Origin of the sequence: Fundicoccus culcitae (assembly GCF_024661895.1) — a bacterium.
Taxonomy (GTDB): domain Bacteria; phylum Bacillota; class Bacilli; order Lactobacillales; family Aerococcaceae; genus Fundicoccus_A; species Fundicoccus_A culcitae.
The window spans coordinates 665,076-684,765 of record NZ_CP102453.1 but is presented as its reverse complement, the minus strand read 5'-3'; the positions used below and the strand labels follow the sequence as shown (position 1 = coordinate 684,765).

Annotated in this window: 17 protein-coding genes; 9 read left to right on the top strand and 8 right to left on the bottom strand. The window is 39.2% G+C overall.

The window, feature by feature from the left end:
• The first annotated feature begins 2 nt into the window (after nt 1–2).
• From NRE15_RS03150 to NRE15_RS03130, 5 genes are all read left to right on the top strand, one after another.
• Complete coding sequence (locus tag NRE15_RS03150; protein WP_313794168.1) at nt 3–1,223, top strand: NAD(P)H-dependent oxidoreductase; 1,221 nt, start codon at nt 3–5, stop codon at nt 1,221–1,223.
• Nucleotides 1,195–2,160, top strand: coding sequence for an FAD:protein FMN transferase (locus NRE15_RS03145; protein ID WP_313794167.1), 966 nt, complete (start codon nt 1,195–1,197; stop codon nt 2,158–2,160). Before NRE15_RS03150 ends, NRE15_RS03145 begins: the two co-directional genes overlap by 29 nt.
• A 68-nt stretch (nt 2,161–2,228) precedes the next feature.
• Nucleotides 2,229–2,948: a GntR family transcriptional regulator gene (locus NRE15_RS03140; RefSeq protein WP_313794166.1), complete on the top strand. Its 720-nt coding sequence runs from the start codon at nt 2,229–2,231 to the stop codon at nt 2,946–2,948.
• An 887-nt stretch (nt 2,949–3,835) separates the two neighbouring features.
• Nucleotides 3,836–4,843, top strand: a complete 1,008-nt coding sequence (gene lacD / locus NRE15_RS03135; RefSeq protein WP_313794165.1) for a tagatose-bisphosphate aldolase — start codon at nt 3,836–3,838, stop codon at nt 4,841–4,843.
• A 44-nt stretch (nt 4,844–4,887) separates the two neighbouring features.
• On the top strand, nt 4,888–6,048 hold the full coding sequence (locus NRE15_RS03130; protein ID WP_313794164.1) for an SIS domain-containing protein: 1,161 nt from the start codon (nt 4,888–4,890) through the stop codon (nt 6,046–6,048).
• Nucleotides 6,049–6,110: 62 nt separating this feature from the next.
• Here NRE15_RS03130 and NRE15_RS03125 read toward each other — a convergent pair whose 3' ends face one another.
• Entirely contained in the window at nt 6,111–6,362 is a 252-nt protein-coding gene (locus NRE15_RS03125; protein ID WP_313794163.1) for a YkvA family protein, read from the bottom strand.
• Between the two features lie 175 nt (nt 6,363–6,537).
• On the opposite strand from NRE15_RS03125, the gene NRE15_RS03120 reads away from it, so the two are divergent.
• The 3 genes from NRE15_RS03120 (at nt 6,538) to NRE15_RS03110 (ending at nt 9,159) form a co-directional block, all read left to right on the top strand.
• Complete coding sequence (locus NRE15_RS03120) at nt 6,538–6,921, top strand: Rid family detoxifying hydrolase (RefSeq protein WP_313794162.1); 384 nt, start codon at nt 6,538–6,540, stop codon at nt 6,919–6,921.
• A gap of 14 nt (nt 6,922–6,935) precedes the next feature.
• Entirely contained in the window at nt 6,936–8,132 is a 1,197-nt protein-coding gene (locus NRE15_RS03115) for a MalY/PatB family protein (protein WP_313794161.1), read from the top strand.
• A gap of 862 nt (nt 8,133–8,994) precedes the next feature.
• On the top strand, nt 8,995–9,159 hold the full coding sequence (locus NRE15_RS03110; RefSeq protein WP_313794160.1) for a hypothetical protein: 165 nt from the start codon (nt 8,995–8,997) through the stop codon (nt 9,157–9,159).
• Between the two features lie 56 nt (nt 9,160–9,215).
• On the opposite strand, the gene NRE15_RS03105 is transcribed toward NRE15_RS03110, so the two are convergent.
• From NRE15_RS03105 to NRE15_RS03075, 7 genes are read right to left on the bottom strand one after another with little or no spacing between them, the layout of a single operon-like run.
• Nucleotides 9,216–10,283: a hypothetical protein gene (locus tag NRE15_RS03105; protein ID WP_313794159.1), complete on the bottom strand. Its 1,068-nt coding sequence runs from the start codon at nt 10,281–10,283 to the stop codon at nt 9,216–9,218.
• Between the two features lie 8 nt (nt 10,284–10,291).
• Nucleotides 10,292–12,817 (bottom strand): phosphoenolpyruvate synthase, encoded by a 2,526-nt coding sequence (locus NRE15_RS03100; RefSeq protein WP_313794158.1) that lies wholly within the window; start codon nt 12,815–12,817, stop codon nt 10,292–10,294.
• Nucleotides 12,814–13,719, bottom strand: coding sequence for a UbiA prenyltransferase family protein (locus NRE15_RS03095; RefSeq protein ID WP_313794157.1), 906 nt, complete (start codon nt 13,717–13,719; stop codon nt 12,814–12,816). Before NRE15_RS03095 ends, NRE15_RS03100 begins: the two co-directional genes overlap by 4 nt.
• Entirely contained in the window at nt 13,712–14,578 is an 867-nt protein-coding gene (locus NRE15_RS03090; RefSeq protein ID WP_313794156.1) for a phosphatidylserine decarboxylase, read from the bottom strand. The genes NRE15_RS03095 and NRE15_RS03090 overlap by 8 nt, the downstream gene beginning before the upstream one ends.
• On the bottom strand, nt 14,572–15,180 hold the full coding sequence (locus NRE15_RS03085) for a CDP-alcohol phosphatidyltransferase family protein (protein ID WP_313794155.1): 609 nt from the start codon (nt 15,178–15,180) through the stop codon (nt 14,572–14,574). Before NRE15_RS03085 ends, NRE15_RS03090 begins: the two co-directional genes overlap by 7 nt.
• Before the next feature lie 4 nt (nt 15,181–15,184).
• The gene (locus tag NRE15_RS03080) at nt 15,185–17,662 is read right to left on the bottom strand and encodes a PEP/pyruvate-binding domain-containing protein (RefSeq protein ID WP_313794154.1); all 2,478 of its coding nucleotides are present in this window, start codon (nt 17,660–17,662) and stop codon (nt 15,185–15,187) included.
• Nucleotides 17,663–17,678: 16 nt separating this feature from the next.
• The gene (locus NRE15_RS03075) at nt 17,679–18,272 is read right to left on the bottom strand and encodes a CDP-archaeol synthase (protein ID WP_313794153.1); all 594 of its coding nucleotides are present in this window, start codon (nt 18,270–18,272) and stop codon (nt 17,679–17,681) included.
• A gap of 171 nt (nt 18,273–18,443) precedes the next feature.
• Between NRE15_RS03075 and NRE15_RS03070 the strand changes: the two genes are divergently transcribed.
• Complete coding sequence (locus NRE15_RS03070) at nt 18,444–19,598, top strand: AI-2E family transporter (protein ID WP_313794152.1); 1,155 nt, start codon at nt 18,444–18,446, stop codon at nt 19,596–19,598.
• Nucleotides 19,599–19,690 lie beyond the last annotated feature (92 nt).

The following is a 19,690-nucleotide window of genomic DNA, read 5'->3' as shown; positions in this document are numbered from 1 at the left end:
AAATGAAACTTGTTGGTATTGTTGGTTCTAATGCAAAACAATCATATAATCGCTTGTTGTTACAATTCATTCAAAAACATTTTGCAGCTTTAATTGAGTTAGATATTATTGAAATAAATGAAGTGCCTTTGTTTAACCAAAGTAATGATCAAACAAATTCACCGATCATCCAAGATATTGCCCGTCGCATTGAAGCAGCTGAGGGTGTAATTATTGCGACTCCTGAACATAATCATACGATCCCAGCGGCATTAAAGAGCTTGATTGAATGGTTATCCTTTAAAATTCATCCTTTAGAAAATAAACCCGTCATGATTGTTGGGGCTTCCTACTTTAGTCAAGGATCTTCGCGGGCTCAATTGTCTTTGCGTCAAATATTGGACTCACCTGGCGTGAATGCGATTGTTTTGCCAGGTAATGAGTTTTTACTAGGTAATGTTAAAGAGGCGTTTGATGAAGAAAATAATTTAAAAGATCAAGTCACGATTAATTTCCTTGCCTCATGTATTGAGAAATTTATTCGATTTATTGCGGTTGTTTCGAGTTTAGATGAAAAACCTAAAGAAACAGCGACAGCGATTGAAGAAGATTTAAATGCCACTGGGAAAATAGAATCGACGATTGAGGGCATTGATATGCACGCAGCCGATTGGGTTGAGCAAGCATCCGAAAAAGTTAATGCGGCTTCTGGCAATGATTATGTTAATTTAAACCGTGGGGTTTTAACCGTTAATCAAATTGATCAGTTCTTGCGGTCTATGCCGATGGAATTAACGTTTGCGGACAGTAACAACCAATTTCTGTACTATAATAATGTGGCTCCAGCTGAGGAAATGTTGGCCAAACGCTACCCTGAACAACCTGGAAACCCTTTAGGAGCCTGTCATCCTGAAAGAACCTATAAAAATGTTAAATGGGTGATTTCGCAATTACGTTCAGGAAAACAAGATATTGTCCGTGTTCACGTCCCTACGCATGGTCCGGAAAAATATGTGGTGCATAATTATCAAGCCGTTCGTGATGATGAAGGCAAATACATGGGAATTAATGAATATATTTTTGATATGAAACCCATGATTGATTGGTATTTAAAACAAACGGGTCAAACGCTAGTGGGTGGCAATGATGCTACTACGTCTGCGACACAAAAAGCCGACGCAACGAGTTCTGCAACTCAAAAAGCTGAAGCCGTTGATGACGTTACTAGCGCTACAACCCATTAAAACCCTAATGAATAAATATCAATTTAGAGCCATGGGTACCACGATAACATTGGAAATTAACCATCTCTTTGCGGACTATTTGTTTGAGGAAGCTAAGGAGAAGTTGCTAGATTACGAAAAACGCTTTAGCGCGAACGATCCAAATAGTTTATTAATGCAAATTAATCGTTTTGCTGGCCAGAAAGCTGTACAAGTTGATGCCGAATTATTTGAACTGATCAAATTTGGAAAACGTCATAGTTTAAACCCAACCACCACACTAAATATCGCTATTGGACCTTTGGTTAAACTTTGGAAAATTGGCTTTGAAGGTGCTCGTTTACCGCAAACAAGCGAAATTGATGCACGTCTCGAATTAATTGATCCGCATTTAATTACTTTATCTGAGGAAGATTCTTCGGTATATTTAGAAAAGCAAGGGATGGAAATTGATCTCGGGGCACTTGCTAAAGGTTATTTTGCTGATAAAATAAAAAGCTTATTTGTTGAAGCAGGTGTAACGGAAGGCTTGATTAATTTAGGTGGGAATATTCTTTTGATTGGTTCACATCCTTTACACAGTGATGGTTTGTGGCGCATTGGTGTTCAAAATCCCAAGAAAGATCGACATGAAACGATTGGAATGTTATTTGTACGTGACCAATCGATTGTCACGTCAGGAATATATGAACGCACATTGGAAATTAAGGGTGAAAGCTATCATCATATTTTTGATACTAACACGGGTTATCCGGTGAAAAATGATTTAGCCAGTTTAACGGTAATCACTAAAAAGTCTTTGGATGCTGAATTATATACGACGCTTTATTACAATCGTATGAGTGATGAAGTGATTGCGTCCATTGATGCGATTGCTGGTGTTGAAGCGGTTGTGATTACTAGAGCAGGTGATGTGCTGTTATCAAAGGGAGCGGCAGAGATATTTATTAAAGGTTAAAAGACTTGTGTTGCAAGTGGTGCCTGAACCGTTTATGATAAGTTTATCGAATTAAATGGAGGCGTCTAATGGCTGATAAACCGATTTATATGCAATTAAGTGAGCAGCTGATTCAATATATCAATAAAAATCTTAAGGCGGGCGACTATTTGCCTTCGGAACGGAAAATTGCTGAGCAATATCAGATTAGCCGTACGACCGTGCGGTTGGCGTTAAAGCAACTTGAGGATTTGGGTTATATTGTTGCGCGGCCAGGTAAGGGGAGCATGGTAACGGACCACTATCAACGAGCGATTAATATTGGTTCCATGTATAGTTTTACGGAACATATGAAACAATTAGGGCGTGTACCCAAAACCGATATTATCGATAAACGCTTAATCCCGGTGACCAAGGCGTTGCAGGCGATATTGCCAGTGGGTGACGATGAGCAAGTGGTTTATCTTTACCGCCAGCGTTTAGCAGATGGTATTCCGATGATGATTGAAGAGACTTATTTACCTGAGCGGTTGTTTCCCGGTTTTATCGATAAGGCTTTGGACAAACGGTCGATGTATGATGTGTTGCGTGAAGATTATCAAACGGTCGTGAAACAGGCCGAAGAGGAGATTGTTGCAACCTTGGTTACTGAGAAGGCTGCGCGCTTTCTTGATATCGCGCCTGGCAGTCCCGTATTGGAAATTACGCGGAAAACCTACAGTTCCAAAAATGATGTGATTGAATACACCAAGAGCATTGCCCGTGCTGACAAGTTTTCATACCGGATGGTGCATGTGAATCGAAATTAGAAGAGACATAAGTCTATACCTAGCGTGGTCGTTGGGTGTAGGCTTTTTTTTTGGTTGTAGTGGAGATGTTTCCTCAACGCTTTAACTTCTGAGGCGGTAGAAGTTAAAGTGTTTGGCGATTAGTTTAACTTCTGAGTTGGTAGAAGTACAAGTGTTTGACGTTCAGTTTAACTTCTGAGTTGGTAGAAGTACAAGTGTTTGGCGTTCAGTTTAACTTCTGGGTTGGTAGAAGTTAAAGTGTTTGGCGATCAGTTTAACTTCTGAGTTGGTAGAAGTACAAGTGTTTGGCGTTCAGTTTAACTTCTGGGGCTTTAGAAGTTAAAGTGTTTGGCGATCAGTTTAACTTCTGGGGTGGTATAAGTTAAAGTGTTTGACGTTCAGTTTAACTTCTGAGGCGGTAGAAGTACAAGTGTTTGGCAATCAGTTTAACTTCTGAGGCGGTAGAAGTTAAAGTGTTTGGCGTTCAGTTTAACTTCTGAATTGGTAGAAGTACAAGTGTTTGGCGATCAGTTTAACTTCTGAGTTGGTAGAAGTACAAGTGTTTGGCGTTCAGTTTAACTTCCGGGGCGGTAGAAGTACACGTGTTCATCAAATCACTCGAGTTAAAACCAAATGCCTGTTGCTTGCACACCCAAAAGTCTAGGTGTCAAACCAAACCTAACTAAACAGGGTTTTAGTCACAGCAATAAGCAACCTCATTGCTCTACCAACACGAACCCAATAGCAAAAACACAGCTCATGGTTATACAATCACTCCCCATCCTAGCCATTTCCCAAAAAACCAACGCAAAACAATTGACATAAACAATATATCTTTTATAATTAAAGTGGTTACTACCAGTTGCGTAAAAAATTCAAACAAAATCATACAGAAAGTTGGAATTATTGTGGGTAAAATCAAATTAACGGCAGAAAAACTCGATGCCATTAAGCGTTTATCAAATGAAGAGGATGTCATTGCGGCTTTAGCGATTGATCAACGGGGATCACTGAAGAAAATGTTAGCTGAAGGGGCAAATGTGACTGACCCGGAAGAAACGATTGTTGAATTTAAGAAATTAGTTTCAGCAGAACTAACCAAATATGCGAGCTCGATTTTACTAGATCCAGAGTATGGCTTACCAGCCTCACAATTACGTGATCAATCAGCGGGACTCCTGATTGCTTATGAAAAAACAGGTTATGATGCGACTGAAATCGGACGATTACCGGATTTATTAACTGAGTGGTCAGCTTACCGCTTAAAAGAAGCTGGGGCAGATGCGGTTAAATTCCTACTATATTATGATGCGGATGAAGATGAAGCCATTAATGACTTTAAACATGTTTACATGGAGCGTGTTGGCCAAGAATGCAAAGCACTTAACCTACCCTTTTTCCTAGAAATCCTTACTTATGATGCTGGTATTAAAGACGATAAGAGTGCTGAATTTGCACAACTTAAACCTGCAAAAGTCCTAGCAGCCATGAAAGAATTCTCTAAAGCAAAATACCAAGTCGATGTCTTAAAAGTTGAAGTTCCTGTTAACATGAATTACGTTGAAGGCTACACTAAAGACGGTCAAACGCCCCTTTACACTCGCGAAGAAGCTAAAGCCTACTTTAAGGAACAAAGTGATGTGTCGGATATTCCTTACATTTTCTTAAGTGCCGGAGTCAGCATGGAGTTATTTAATCAAACGCTTTACTTAGCAAAAGAAGCTGGAGCGGTCTTTAACGGCGTTCTTTGCGGTCGCGCAACATGGAAAGATGCGATTGCAGTATATGCAACCGAAGGCGAAGCGGCTACCCTTGAATGGTTGACGACCCAAGGACGCGCCAATATCGAGTCTCTCAATGCGGTCCTGAAAGAAACCGCGACACCTTGGACAAACGACTACGAAGTGATTGATTAACCCAATAAATATCACTGCATTTTATCAATACGAGGAGGAATAAAATGTTTGAATTAGATCATTCACAATTAACGGAATTAGGAGCGGAAATTACAACACGCGAAATTAAACAACAACCCGAATTGTGGCAAGAAGCTTTTAATAATTATCAAGCAAAAGAAGCAGATATTAAGCGATATTTACAAAAGATTAGTGAAAAACATCAATTTGTACAAGTGATTTTTGCTGGAGCAGGTACGTCGGCTTTTGTTGGCGAAACCATCACACCTTATTTAAATAAAATTCATAATCAAAAAAAGATCTTTTTTAAAGCCATTGCGACAACTGACATCGTCGCAACCCCTGAAAATGCCTTTCAAGCGGATGTTCCAACTATTTTGGTGTCCTTTGCACGAAGTGGTAATTCACCCGAAAGTGTTGCGACGGTTAATTTAGCTAAGCAATTAGTCAATGATTTGTATCAAATTACTATTACATGTGCAGCAGAAGGGAAGTTAGCCCAAGCCGCGCAAGGTGATTCAGAAAACTTATTATTATTGCAACCAGATCGTTCAAACGATGCTGGCTTTGCGATGACGGGTAGCTTCACCTGTATGTTATTAACAGCTTTGTTAGTCTTTGATCCCCGTGATAACCAAGCTGACATAGTTGCTGATGTGATTGCCATGGGTCGTCAAATGCTTGCTGATGAATCAGTTGTGCAAGAAGTGGCTGATTTAGATTTTAATCGTGTAATTTATTTAGGAGCAGGAGGTTTCTTTGGCTTAGCTCGCGAAGCGCAGTTAAAGATTTTAGAATTAACCGCTGGGAAAATTGTTACCATGTACGAAACACCTCTTGGATTCCGTCATGGTCCCAAGTCATTAATTGATGAAAAGACCGTTGTAATAAATTTTGTATCCAATGATGCTTATACACGCCAATATGATGCGGATTTAGTCAATGAAGTCTATCATGATCAGATTGTTCGCCAAATTGTCTCCTTATCTGTTGGCAAGGTTGAAGGGACTGACAATAAGCAATACAACTTTGATGCCAAATATAGTGATTTGGAAGATGTCTACTTGAGCTTACCGTATATTTTATTTGCGCAAACTTTTTCCTTATTAGCCGCTATTAAAGTTGGGAATCGACCCGATCAACCCTCACCGACCGGCACCGTAAACCGCGTTGTTCAAGGTGTTATCTTACACGATTACCAATAAATATCGTTAATAAAATAATCCGAATGTTTCGTGAAAACATTCGGATTATTTATTGCGTATTGTTATTTTTGTGTATTTGGGTTTTGCTCAAGATAATGGTTTAATATAGACATACCGGCTGTCGTAAGATTCCCCATGACAAAAGCATCATCAAGGAAACCCATCGGTCCCAAAAATTCAGGAATAAAATCAACCGGTGAAAGCATGTATAAAAGGGTAGCGCCACTGAGTAATTTAATCGATGTGGGCGTTTCCTTTTTAAATAGGGCTTGAACATACTTTAGCAACGATAAATGATTCGTTTTTTTCGGCAATCTGCATCACCCTTTCTTTAAGTATATTGATTATATATTGTTACAATATATAATCAATCCTACTCAAGACCTATCTTTATTAAGCAGGGGTATTTATTAAAAATAGATTGTTTGGAAAGGGGTTTCTGGATTATAATGATGTAAGAACGAAAATAATTTCGAAAGTGGTGATCTTATGCCAAGAAGTAAACGGCAGGCCATTCATTCGGCGGCTGCACCCCAAGTGATTGGGCCTTATTCACAAGCGATTGTATCAGGAAACACCGTTTATGTTTCTGGACAACTACCCATTAATCCAGACACCCATCAAATAACTGGGACGATTCAGGAACAAACGGTGCAGTGTTTGATGAATATCAATGAAATTTTACATGAATTAGAAATGAATTTATCCCATGTTGTCAAGTCAACGGTGATTCTTAGTGATATGAATGATTTTGAAGCCTTTAATAAGGTTTATGCTGAGTATTTTTATGAACCGTATCCAGCTAGAGTAACTTTTGGTGGACAATTAATCAAAGATGCCAAATTACAAATTGAAGTTGTCGCAATCAAATAGAAAAGAGGGTTTTAATGGGTTATAATTTTGAAGATTATGTTAATCGTAAAGCTACCGCAGCGAAAAAATGGGAAATCATGTATATGCAGAACCCAAATGTTGACGCGGATGTCGTTCCTCTATCGGTGGCCGATATGGAATTTAGAACAGCGCCTGAAATAACTGAAGGACTCAAGGAATATTTTTCACAAGAAGATTTAGTCTTAGGGTACAATGGTGCCACCTCAGAATTTTATCAAGCCGTCATCGACTGGCAATTGAAGCGTCACAAGTGGTCAATAAAAAAAGAATGGATTATTTCCACACCTGGGGTCGTCGCCGCTATGTATGCCAGTGTTAAAGCCCTCACTGAACCGGGAGATGGCGTTATTGTTTTTAAACCGGTGTATCATCCTTTTTCAACGGCTGTTACAGATAATGACCGCCTTGAAGTAAATATCCCCTTGCTCTCAATCGGTGAGGATTATTTCATTGACTACGAGGCTTTTGAAGCGGCTGCTGCCAAAGCAGAAAATAAAGTGTTGCTTTTCTGTAGCCCTCATAATCCTGTAGGACGTGTTTGGACGAAGGAAGAGTTAGAAAAACTAGCCGATATCTGTATTCGGCATCAGTTATATATAGTGTCTGATGAGATTTGGAATGATCTCATCATGCCAGGCTTCGAACATACCGTTTTAGCCACCGTGAATCCGGAATTAACACCTTATTTAATCACTTGTACGGCTGCGACCAAATCATTTAATTTAGCTGGATTAATGGTATCGAGTATCATTATTGAGGACGCATCTTTACGGGCGAAGTTTGAAAACGAAATTATTAAATCCCATCAAAATGTCATCAATGTGACAGGTTTCGAAGCCACGCGCATCGCCTATACGAAAGCAGAAGCTTGGCTTGATCAAGTCATTGACATCATTAACCAAAATCAAAAGCTCGTCAAAAGCTTTTTCGAAATAAATATCCCTGCTATCAAAGCATATCCCATCCAAGGCACCTATGTTCAATGGATTGATTGTCGCGCTTTAGGGATGAATGACCAAGCGTTAGAAAATTTTCTGCACCAGACCGCACAATTTTTCCCCAACCAAGGTTACATTTTCGGCCAAGAAGGTAGTGGCTTTATCCGTATTAACTTAGCCTTGCCAGCTGATGTGTTGCAAACGCAACTAAACCGCTTGTTACATGCAGTCAACCAATTATCCATCGGTTAAAGTAAGTGGGAAATGAAGAACCGTCATTTCGGACTTACGCTGTACCAGCGCACACAACAAGCGTCCGAATATGTGAGCGCCCCGGTTCGCGCACACAACAAGCGTCCGAATATGTGAGCGCCCCGGTTCGCGCACACAACAAGCGTCCGAATATGTGAGCGCCCCGGTTCGCGCACATAACAAGCGTCCGAATATGTGAGCGCCCCGGTTCGCGCACACAACAAGCGCCTGAATATGTGAGCGCTCTGGTTCGCGCACACAACAAGCACTAGAATATGTGAGCGCCCCAGTTCGCGGTAAGTGGGAAGTGAAGAACCGTTGAAACTAACTAAATTATCCTGCCAAATGAATTATGGTTTGGCGTTCTCTCACTTCCCGCATACTCAGATACTCAAGAATCTGACGCCAAACGCCTAATTTCCCGTCAGATACTCAAGAATCTGACGCCAAACACCTAATTTCCCGTCAGATACTCAAGAATCTGACATCAAGCAACTAATTCTCGTAAATGGGTAATGGAAGTCCGTTGAAACTAGCTAAAAGTGCCCGCCGAATAAGCTGAGGTTTGACGGTTCCTCACTTCCCACTTATATGTGAGCGCCCCGGTTCGCGCACATAACAAGCGTCCGAATATGTGAGCGCCCCGGTTCGCGCATACAACAAGCGCCTGAATATGTGAGCGCTCTGGTTCGCGCACACAACAAGCACTAGAATATGTGAGCGCCCCAGTTCGCGGTAAATGAGCAATGACGGTGCTTCACTTCCCGCTTACCTTTATTGTCATGGGAAAAAATCTAAGTGACAATGGGAGGCTTTATTGTCATGAGGAAAAATCTGAGTGACAATGGGAGGCTTTATTGTCATGAGAAAAAATCTGAGTGACAATAAACCGGTCCGTCACTTCCCACTTACGTTAAATAAAAAAAAAAGCATTCCACAAGAGGTCACATACTCCTCATGGGATGCTTTTTTGTGCGTCAATGTTTCAGCTTTCTGGCAAGCCAGCCGCTTCATCAGGGATGCCTAAGTGGGAAATGAAATAAAGCAAAACAGAGCCAAAATGAGCCACCTTTGCCAACCCCTCTAATTTAATTCCAGTCGGAATAAACCATAATCTGTATGTTTTACTTGCATTTCAGCAGCGTAGTTGTTGGTGATTTTACCTTTGTGAATCAAGGCTCCAATAGATTCGGCTTGGCGATATTTAATTTGGGTAAAAAATTGATAGGACAAGGCGGCACCTAATCCTAGGTGGTTGGAATCGGCGCCTAAATACAGCAAGATATAGCGTTTGGCTTTTTTACGACGTCTCAGTATACGCAAGGTATTTATTGGGGTGAGGGTTTGATAAACGAGCGTTCCGTAGTCGGGCAGGGGAATTAAAAAGCCCACTAAATAGCCTTGGAAATAGGCTAAGGTTACCATTGAGAAATCTAGGATCAGGCGATAAGAGGCGAAAATTTCAGAAAATTGTTGGCTTGTAATGGGTTGATAAAGTGGGAAGTCGGCATATAATTGGCTTAATAAATTAAACACTTCAATAGACACCGTGTCCCAATGAGCCTTAGAAGGGTGCGTAAAATGATAGCCTGCCTGAACAAATTGCTGGTAACGTTTAGCCAGTCGGTCTGCTCGGTAGTCTAATGGTGATTGCACATAATAATTTGACTGATATTCCTCAAACAACTGAAATCCAACCGACCGCCATAAGTCAGGATAATAATCTAAATTATGCGGTTCCCCAGTAAAAGGAGGCGTATCAAAATTGGATAATTTCATGCGATATCCTAACCAAAAACTTCCGTTGACAGGTCCCACCAACGCCTTAGCACCCAACTTACGGGCTTCAGCATTAATCACCTGCATAAATTCTGCCATCACGGATAAATTATTTACAGCTTCAAAAAGACCCAGATACGTTAGCTGTGATTGCTTGTCTTGAATTAAGGCTGCACGAATCACTACCGAATCATTTTCATATCCAACAAAGGCTTGAAAAGAAAACGTGGTACTTAAAGGATGCGAGCCAGTTAATAACTGTTCAATCTCTTGAGTAGATTGCATCCGTTCATCCTTGGCGTACAAACGCCAGGCTAACAACAAAAAATCGAAAGCTTCCTTAGAATTCGGTTGGACTTTTTTGATAAGCATCTTCACATTCACTCCTTTTCTAATCGTCGAATTTGACCGGTCAAGCCATTCATTTCAACCCAATCGCCTGTTTTAAGGCTACGCGTGACACTTGCGACATTAACAATCGAAGGAATGCCTAATTCCCGTGAAATAATCGCGGTATGCGATAATAAGGAACCTTTTTCGGCAATAATACCTTTGGCCGATGTCAATAAATACACCCAGCCTGGATCGGTCATCCGCGTAACAATAATCTTGCCCTGTGAATCAAATTCATTCACCTTCTCTAAATCTTCTATCACAAGGACCTCTGCTTGAACCACCCCAGCTGAACATCCAATGCCTTGTAGGATAGTAGCTGCATTGATTTCAGCATCAAACCCTTGAATATTCACCGGATGCCGATTAAAAATCTCACCTACATAAACAAGCCGATTGAAGGCTGGTAGTTGTCTATCAATGGCCATTTGATACTTTCGTTCCGCAATTAACTGAGGCAAGTTTTTAGCCGCATCGCCCGAATCAACCATTGCAAAAATCTCTTCCATCGTTAAATAATAAATATCACTGACCGTATCCATCCACTGCGCCTCAACAAAACGTTGACCGATGGTTAAGAAAATCGTTCGCATCATCCCATAAATCCGTGTGCGATTCATGCGCGATGACTCGCGGTTTTTAATACCTTTCAACGCTTGTTTTTTGAAAAAACGGGCCATAAAATTCAACTTATTATTGTCAACTACCGCTTCACTGTCATCATCAATATCTTTCACCAAGTCATTATCTAGCCGTTTTTGCAATAACTTAACTAACTTGCTAGGCTGACTTCTAAACGTTGTCGTTTCAAGTTTCAACTCTCCCGGCGCTCTGTCACCATATGAGTCAATAAAATCGCGTATCATTAAAGTCACTTTATGTGAATCCTTATTAAGAAAGTCCCGTATGTCGTCGTCCTTTAATGCAAACAGTCTATCTTGGTAAGCCTTGTTTTCATCCTCGCGCAACGCTTTAACAATTTCATTCAAACTAAGCATGGGTTTCATGGATTCAATCTGTGTAATTCCCGCGATTTCGGCTTGAACACCTTGATTTGCGGTTGCTTTATTCAACAAAGCTGTATAAATAAAAGCGTACAAGTCATTAACTAAAGTGATGTCCCATTGCTCTAAAACAGCCACTTTTATTTCATCAAACAACCGACGCAACTCAGATAAATTAGCTGATGGCCGATAATTCGCCTTGAAACGCTGTTGAATCTGTTGGAAATCATCTTCTAATTGGTCCATCGCTTTAGGTGAATTGACAAAAGCTTTTATAATCCCCAACATAACACGCCCCTTATCACGCCAGGTTAAATGGACAGGCATTAATGGCACCTCAAGATGATGTACACCTAACATTTCCTGCCATATGGGAATGATTTTCTTGGAAAAAGGCAACAACTGCAATAGTTGATACCAATTTTGGATTTGATAGTAAATTCGTCCATTGACCTCAGCTAGCATATTGGCAAAGGTTGGTTCATAAGCTTCTATTTGCGAATCAGATTGCTTTAAAACCCTTTTTGCCAACCCCCGAAACACCTGCCGGTAAGCTTCCTTAACAAAACTAACCGTTAATGGACTCGATACTCCCGGATAACTCTCAACAATATTGCTGTTATCTAAAATAAATATCGGTGCTTGAGGTAATGTCGTGATAGGACGAGCTTGCAAAACATATAAAGTATTTTCAAAAAAAGCAAATTCAATATCTAAGTATTTACCAAATAAGGACTCTACTTTAAAAGCCATGTGCGTCAACGCTGTCATTTGTTCAAGACTTAATTGGGGAGCACCAGGGCTAGTCTCAGTATATGCAGTGTCTAAATTTACTTGAATCGCTTTACTTTCATCCATACTCGGATGTAAGACAGTCATACTGGTAGGAACTTTATCTTCAACAACCCCACTACCGACACCATAGCCACTAACAATGACATGTTCATTTAGAATACCTTGAGGATTAGCTGTAAAATAGACGCCAGAAAGTTCACTGTCAATCATCTCTTGAAGCATAATCACCATTTCTAAACGTTCTAAATCAATTTGGTGCGTCAATACATAATTTAAAGCCGCTGGTTGATACATGGATTGCAAGGTATTCAAGATAGCTTGTGGTATCCCATTAGCCGTAACATTTAGTTGTGTTTGAAATTGGCCAGCAAAAGAAGTATCTGCTTGATCTTCAAGACTCGCCGATGATCGAATTGCAAATTGATCGTTATTATCGTAGGCATCTAAAAATGCCTGGACCGATTCAAGATTCTCACCGGTAAACCGTTTCTTAGCCCAAGCGACTAAAGCTTGACTGAGTTCACTTAAGTTAAGCTGATGACGATCAAATTGCTGTTGAAAAGTCCTTAAAGCTTCTAAAGCAGCTTGATCACTAAAAAAATCAAACCGAAAGACCGCAAAAGGAGGGACATTTAAACCAGCCTGTTGCATCAAATAAGCATGATAGGCTTTGTTGCCAATTTGGGTTTGAGCGAGATTCGTTACTTTAATCATAAATTTAACCTCAACTGCAATAAATGAACAATAACCGACACCACCATCGTCACTTCGGTAATATAGGTATACCGTTCCACACGATCGATTAATTTAAAGCGGTCGGGGTTATCAATGAATTGCTGAAATTGAACCACTATCCAAATAACATTTATGACTAAAACAGCCACCCCTATTTTTGAAATTTGCCATAGTAATATAATATTCGTGACAATATCAAGCAAGATAATATTGCGAACAAAACGGCTAGCTTTTTCGTAACCAAACAATTTTGAATAGGTAACATACTCGGTCTCATCTTTAGGCGCACGAATTTTGCGCGCAATTTCCCAAATTAAGCTTGGAAAGTACATGGTAAAGGCCAGTAAAAAGGTTGTCCATGACAGCAGTGGCAGATCATACTTATAACAAACAAATGAAATGACATAAATATTCAATACCATCATAACTGGGTTGTGGGTGATTAATGCCAGGGTTAAAGAATTTTGTATTTTGTCTTTTTGAAAAAACCATAAAGACATTAAGGTCCCATAAACAAATAAAAATAAATACCAGCCAAAATTATTCATAAAAAATAAATTTAAACAAAATGAAAGACCTATAATAAATACCAACAGAATGACTAAGTCTTTTTTATAAACTTTTCCAGCCGGTAGGGGACGTTCGGGAAAAAGGCGTTTATCGTGCTCATAATCCTTAAAATCATCCGCAATTCTTAAAACCATCAAGAAAATAAATATCGTTAAAACCCCAATCCATTCCTGAATGCCAATGGAAAAAGCAACGATATTTACATTAAGAAGTAGAACAAAATAGACTTCAAAAAAGTAGATGATGGCTAAAAAGAAGCGGGGTAGTAAGGGATACATTTCTTTAAAATAAATGCCTAAGCGATTAAGCATGATGCACACCAATCCTTTCACCAATTTGGACCTGTGTTTCAATACCTAAATTGGAGTAATATAAAATATCTTGATCAAATTGAAGGGTTTGAGCCGGGTAGGCCACTAAAATTGTCGAACCACCTAATGAAAAGTAACCTTTTTCTTGGCCTCTTTCAAGTTGGACGCGTGGGTGATTGTTGATTTTACCAACAAGCAGGGCACCTATTTCCATTTGCATGACTCGTTGACCGTCCTCTGTTTCAATGATTGTATATGAACGTTTGTTTTCTTTGAAAATAGCAAATTTTGAGTGGACCGCATCTCTAACGGAATGCAACTTACCTTTTATTTGTTTTTCAGCAACTATTGTTCCACTCTCTGCCACTAGATACCGATGATAATCCTCTAAACCCAGCCGATAAACACACAGCATGCCACCAACAAAAGCTTGAGCAAGTGTAGCATCCTGAAGTAAGGCTTCTAATTGGTAATGTTGCCCTTTAATCGTAAGACCTAAGTCCTTTGAAATAGGCAAAACAAGCAATTTTGCCTGTGCGACCGCCAATATATCAGGAGGAGAGACAAGACTTAAAGCCTTAGGAGTCAATTTACGTTGGAAAAAGGCTGCATAATGTTGATAAGTCTGTTTTTCATAAAGACTTAAATCCATTTGATAATTATCCACAAAGGCTTGTATTTTCTTTTGGGAAGTGGGTAAGTAATCAGCCAAAACATAGATAGTGGAAAACCAAGGATGAGTAACTATTGGCAATAGTTTTTGGCCTCTTTTTGATTGGTATAAAAATTGAATAAGATTGGCTTGGTATTCAGCGACTTCTTCAACCCTTTGCCTATGACGTTGATAGATTTTTACCATTGCAAAAACCCCAGACCAACTAGGGTCAATAGAGCTAAAAGGACAAAAACAGCATAGGCTATCCCATTGGGTTTAGGAATCGGCCGCTTCCAGATGAATAAGAAGGCTAGGACTAAAGCCATCACATGACTCAAAATAGGAAATAAGTCCATGGCAAACCATTGATCAAGTAAATACAAGAGCGGGAAAAATAGGGCACTATAAGTCACCGGCAGTCCAATAAAATATTGACCATGACCTTCCGCTTTCGTTGAGCTATTAAAATAGGCTAGCCGATTGGTAGCCGCTAAAGCATAAATAATAACAACAAGCACCGAAACATAATTATTAAAAGCTTGTGTTAATAACATAACCGTCGGAAAGGCGACAAAATTCACCATATCACTGAGCGAATCAATCTCAATTCCGTACTGCTCTTGTTGAGGGGTCCGAACAAATTGCCGGGCAAAACGTCCATCAAACAAATCACAAACACCACTCATAATAAATGCCATCATCGCTAGGGTTGGTTCCCCATTAAGCGTTAAAGCCATAGCTATTAAAGCAAAAATAACACCTAGATAAGTTAAATAGTTAAACTTGCCATATTCACCAATAAACATTGGGTCACCTACTTTCTTGAATTATTATTTCACCTGTATGACCATCCATGCTGATGGTCATCCCCGTTTTCAGCTGTGTTGTCGCACCTTGGGCAGCGACAATGGCGGGAAGATCAAATTCACGTGCCACGATGGAAGCATGACATAAAACCCCGCCCGTTTCAGTAATCAAACCCGCAATCCTACTAAACGCATACGACCAACCCGTATCCGTGAAGGTGGTAACTAAGATTTCACCGGCTTGTAAATGATGAATGTCATTCAAATCACTCAGCACCCGAACCACGCCTGTGACTATTCCATTACTAGCGCCAAGGCCTTTTAGCCTTGCTAGGCCATCTGTAGGCTCCTCCGATTGAATTGACTCAAACAAATCGCCTGGAGGATTATAATTTCGATAGGCTTGCGTATACTGCTGATTTTGTTGGATTTCCTCTTGCAGCTGCATAAGCGAACACTCCTCTTTAATAAACGCCATTATCATTTCTTTTGTGGCATAAAATAAGTGATGGCTTTCTGCTATAAAACCTAATTGTTGATAGCGTTCTCCTAATTTTAAGGTGATTTGACGAATCATATGGTAATAACGTGTGGAGATATCTTTAAATTCTTCACGCCACCACATTAAATTTCTTAAATAGACGACTTGCTTGACGACTTTGTTGACTTGATTCGGTTTAACCATCTTACTGACTAATTGTTTAATATCATCTAGTGTTAAAGCTTCCACCTCTTCAAAAGCTTCTTTTTGTAATAAATACCACTGCAACATGTCGACAATCGTTGCTAAACTTTCACTATAGGAAGGTTCAAGTAAATTCAATTCACGTTGGGAATGATAACCGAATTCGGTTTGAAAATTTAATATGGCTTTAACGATAGGGTGTTGGGGATGTTGCTTAATCCATTCCTCTAAAAAAGCTGCCTTATTTTCCCTCCATAAATCATGGATATCTGGATCCTTTTTAATCAAAGCGACAATGTCAATCAAGGCTTGCCTTGGTTTTAAATGTGAAATATTTCCGATATGGGCTAACAATTGAAATAGCTGTTCTTGGGTTAATATGTTTAATAAAGCAGTTTTCTTCATTGAAAGCTGAACCGTATTTATATACACTTGTTTGAAATAATTCGTTTCGGCTTCCATGTAAGCATCCTCGATAATCATTATCCATAATAATTCTATGGCTTGTCGCGGAGACTGAGCGGACAGACTCATAATTGCTTGATTTAGTCGCTCATAATTGTCCAATAAAGCGGTGTGGATCTTTTGACTAGAAGCTTGATGCAACTTGGTTGTTTGATTTAATTTAAAGGCCACTTTTAAGGTATACAATAGGCTACTTAAGGATAAACGACTTTTGCGGCCATCGCCAGAATAATTTTTTTGAACCCCTAATTCTTCATCAAATTCTCTTTCGATAAAACCAGGAATTTTTTGCATAACCGTTTTAACAATACCAATATTCCAGTAGGGACGTGCATATTTTTCAATCATTAAATGGGGTATTTGGTCAGCTTCATATAAGTTGTTATCAATTAAAAACTGACTGAGGGCTTTTTGCCAAGAGGCATGATACAACGACCCCATTAAATGAGGGATAACCTGAGCTGCAACCCCACCGTCTCTAAAATTAGCGGTGGTCCAACTGCCTTGTGTTGTAATCGCTGGAATGTAAGTAATCGGCCGCACTTGTAAAAGATATAATTGTTGTTCGTAAAAAGCAAATTCAATATCAAGGGGGAACCCAAAATGCCTACTCAAATTAAGCACGGCATCCACTAAGGCTTTACTTTCTTTTAAAGATAAGTCAGCCATCACATATTCAGCTGCTCGCTTCCATGGAAGCCTTACTTGCACAGGAGTTATTTGACCTTGAACGAGCTGCTCATTAGAGCCTTGAGTATACTCGACAACTATCGCTTGATCATCATTTGTCACAGGATCCATTGAGAAAGCAACGCCAGCCAGGCTAGCTGGAATTTGTTCTTGGATAATCAGTGCCATCCGCAACTGATCAAGGGGTAGTTGTTGCTCCTGCCAATATTGCAAAACGTCTTTTTTGAAGAGCGAAGCCAAGCTTCTTTTAATGCCAGCAATAATAGCGTTAAGTGACTGACAATTTAACGTCGAATCAAAAAATCCCGCTAATGAGGTTTGAGCTTGATCCTCTAACAAGCCACTTGACCGTACAATATAGGTTTGACCAACTTTAATAAAGTTTTTAAGGCTATTTATCAGTGTTTCCGGCAATACAAGTTGATCTATCCTTGCACGTATCATTTCATCCCTTAATTGTCTCAAGGCAGCTACATCATTCCATTCTGGAAAATGGCTCAGCCACCAAGTAGTTACTTCAAGGGCATCAATAACCATACCATTAGGCACCCGAAAACCTAACTGTTGAAGCTGAATTAAACCATTAATTTTACCACCTAATGATTCATTTGTTGTTTGTATATGTTTAAGTTGTTCAATCACGCTTAACTACCTCCTATCAAAAACGATTACGCCGCCATTTAAGTTGATACAGCAGACCATTGATTAAAATATGTGTGAGTGATCCGAGCACAATGAAACCAGCCCATTCCAACCCACTTAAATGCACGTACAAAGAGATAACCCATGTGCATCCAATAATCGAATCTGCTTGATCCACCCAAATAAATATCACTTTAAGGATTTTGTTTGTGCTAGTTTTACCTGGTAGAATATTCAAACGGCGTTTAATAAAGCTATTAGGAAGTTCAAATAAGACGTATGCCAAACCAAGTTGAAAACCAAACCCAATATTTAATGTTAATTGATTGGGATAATCGGCATATATGTAATGATATTGATTCATTTGGGGGATTAAAAGAAAGGGGATAGACCATAAAAGTTGGAATATAATCCCAAAAACAATCATGCCCAAAAAACCTTTCCACGTTTTATTATCACCAAAAAGCCTATTGCCATCCCATAAGCGTTTACCCCGATCCATCGGTACCGCCCATTGAGCTAAGACATTAGACTTACAAAAAAGCATGTTAGCTACCCCTGCAAAAATAACAGGCATTAATGTAGCATACATTTTCAAAACAATAGACATACAGCTCTCCTTATAGCTAAAATTAGTAATTATTCTCATTATAAAGATATTATGCTAGATATGAAAGTTTTATGAGATTTTTTCAATCAATCACATCCCACTGCTACTCGTATTGTTTTAAATCTAATTCGGTCAATGATATAATTAGCCAACGAGAAGGGGTGTGTATAAGTGACAGATAAAGATAAGAAAATCGTTAGTTATATAATACTTGTCGCTGTGTTATTTTTAGCCGTGTTAAATTGGGATATTGTCGTAGGGGCTGTGCGTGTTGCATGGAGTGTTGCTTCGCCATTAGTAGTAGGTGGCGTTTTGGCTTACATCATTAATATTTTGATGATGCGGATTGAGAAAATATGGTTCCCGAAAACGACTAATTCTACCTTAATTAAAATGCGGCGGCCGATGAGTATTTTTCTTGCCATTATCACTATTTTAACCGTCATATTAATTATTTTAGGCTTAATTATTCCACAATTGATTTCAGTTGTTTTAGGCTTAATTGAATCCATTCCCATACTAGTTGTATTTATTGAAGATCTTGCTAATGAGTATAGCGAATATTTCCCTCAATTGTCGGCTATTGTTGATGGATTGGATATTGATTGGTCTAACATGGTCCGTAATATTGTCAATGTTTTAAACAATCTTTCATCAAGCTTGGTTGGATCGACTTTATCAACGGTTGGCTCCATGTTTTCATTTATCGTTAATGGCTTTTTATCTTTAATGATTGCCATTTATATTTTAAGCTCAAAAGAAAAATTAGGCGCTCAATTTAAACGCTTGATTCGAATTTATTTTTCTGAAAATGTCTATAATAAAATTTTCTATGTTCTATCCGTAACGGATGAATCTTTTGATCATTTTATTACCGGGGAAGTTATCGAAGCCTTTATTTTAGGTTCTATGGTAGCCGTTGGTATGTGGATTTTAAGGATGCCTTACGCCTTGATGATTGGTGTTTTAACAGGTGTGACCGCTTTAATCCCATTGATTGGGGCTTATTTATCCGGTGCCATTGGTTTTATACTGATATTTGTTCAATCGCCGATGCAAGCTCTTGGCTTCTTGGTCTTTATTATTGTGATACAACAAATTGAAGGCAATATTATTTATCCAAAAGTTGTGGGTAATTCACTAGGTTTACCTGGTTTGTGGGTTCTGGTAGCCGTAACGATTGGTGGAGGTCTACTCGGGATTCCCGGTATGTTGATTGGGGTGCCTTTAGGCGCAACCGTTTATAAATTAGTTAAATTTGATATGCGACGTCGCGAAGAAAAAGAAGCTAAAGCAAAATTAAATGTTTTAGAAAATCATAAATAGCATTAAATTGAATTGTTAAAATAATCCTAATTTAGACTGAAATTGTCAATTATATTATGCATGAAATCAATAAAATGGTATAATGGTATCAG

What these genes read in the sequence shown, in the direction of transcription:
- NRE15_RS03150 (WP_313794168.1), top strand. Translation starts at nt 3, where the DNA reads ATGAAACTTGTTGGTATTGTTGGTTCTAATGCAAAACAATCATATAAT.
- NRE15_RS03145 (WP_313794167.1), top strand. Translation starts at nt 1,195, where the DNA reads ATGACGTTACTAGCGCTACAACCCATTAAAACCCTAATGAATAAATAT.
- NRE15_RS03140 (WP_313794166.1), top strand. Translation starts at nt 2,229, where the DNA reads ATGGCTGATAAACCGATTTATATGCAATTAAGTGAGCAGCTGATTCAA.
- NRE15_RS03130 (WP_313794164.1), top strand. Translation starts at nt 4,888, where the DNA reads ATGTTTGAATTAGATCATTCACAATTAACGGAATTAGGAGCGGAAATT.
- NRE15_RS03120 (WP_313794162.1), top strand. Translation starts at nt 6,538, where the DNA reads ATGCCAAGAAGTAAACGGCAGGCCATTCATTCGGCGGCTGCACCCCAA.
- NRE15_RS03115 (WP_313794161.1), top strand. Translation starts at nt 6,936, where the DNA reads ATGGGTTATAATTTTGAAGATTATGTTAATCGTAAAGCTACCGCAGCG.
- NRE15_RS03110 (WP_313794160.1), top strand. Translation starts at nt 8,995, where the DNA reads ATGAGAAAAAATCTGAGTGACAATAAACCGGTCCGTCACTTCCCACTT.
- NRE15_RS03105 (WP_313794159.1), bottom strand. Translation starts at nt 10,283, where the DNA reads ATGCTTATCAAAAAAGTCCAACCGAATTCTAAGGAAGCTTTCGATTTT.
- NRE15_RS03100 (WP_313794158.1), bottom strand. Translation starts at nt 12,817, where the DNA reads ATGATTAAAGTAACGAATCTCGCTCAAACCCAAATTGGCAACAAAGCC.
- NRE15_RS03095 (WP_313794157.1), bottom strand. Translation starts at nt 13,719, where the DNA reads ATGCTTAATCGCTTAGGCATTTATTTTAAAGAAATGTATCCCTTACTA.
- NRE15_RS03090 (WP_313794156.1), bottom strand. Translation starts at nt 14,578, where the DNA reads ATGGTAAAAATCTATCAACGTCATAGGCAAAGGGTTGAAGAAGTCGCT.
- NRE15_RS03085 (WP_313794155.1), bottom strand. Translation starts at nt 15,180, where the DNA reads ATGTTTATTGGTGAATATGGCAAGTTTAACTATTTAACTTATCTAGGT.
- NRE15_RS03075 (WP_313794153.1), bottom strand. Translation starts at nt 18,272, where the DNA reads ATGTCTATTGTTTTGAAAATGTATGCTACATTAATGCCTGTTATTTTT.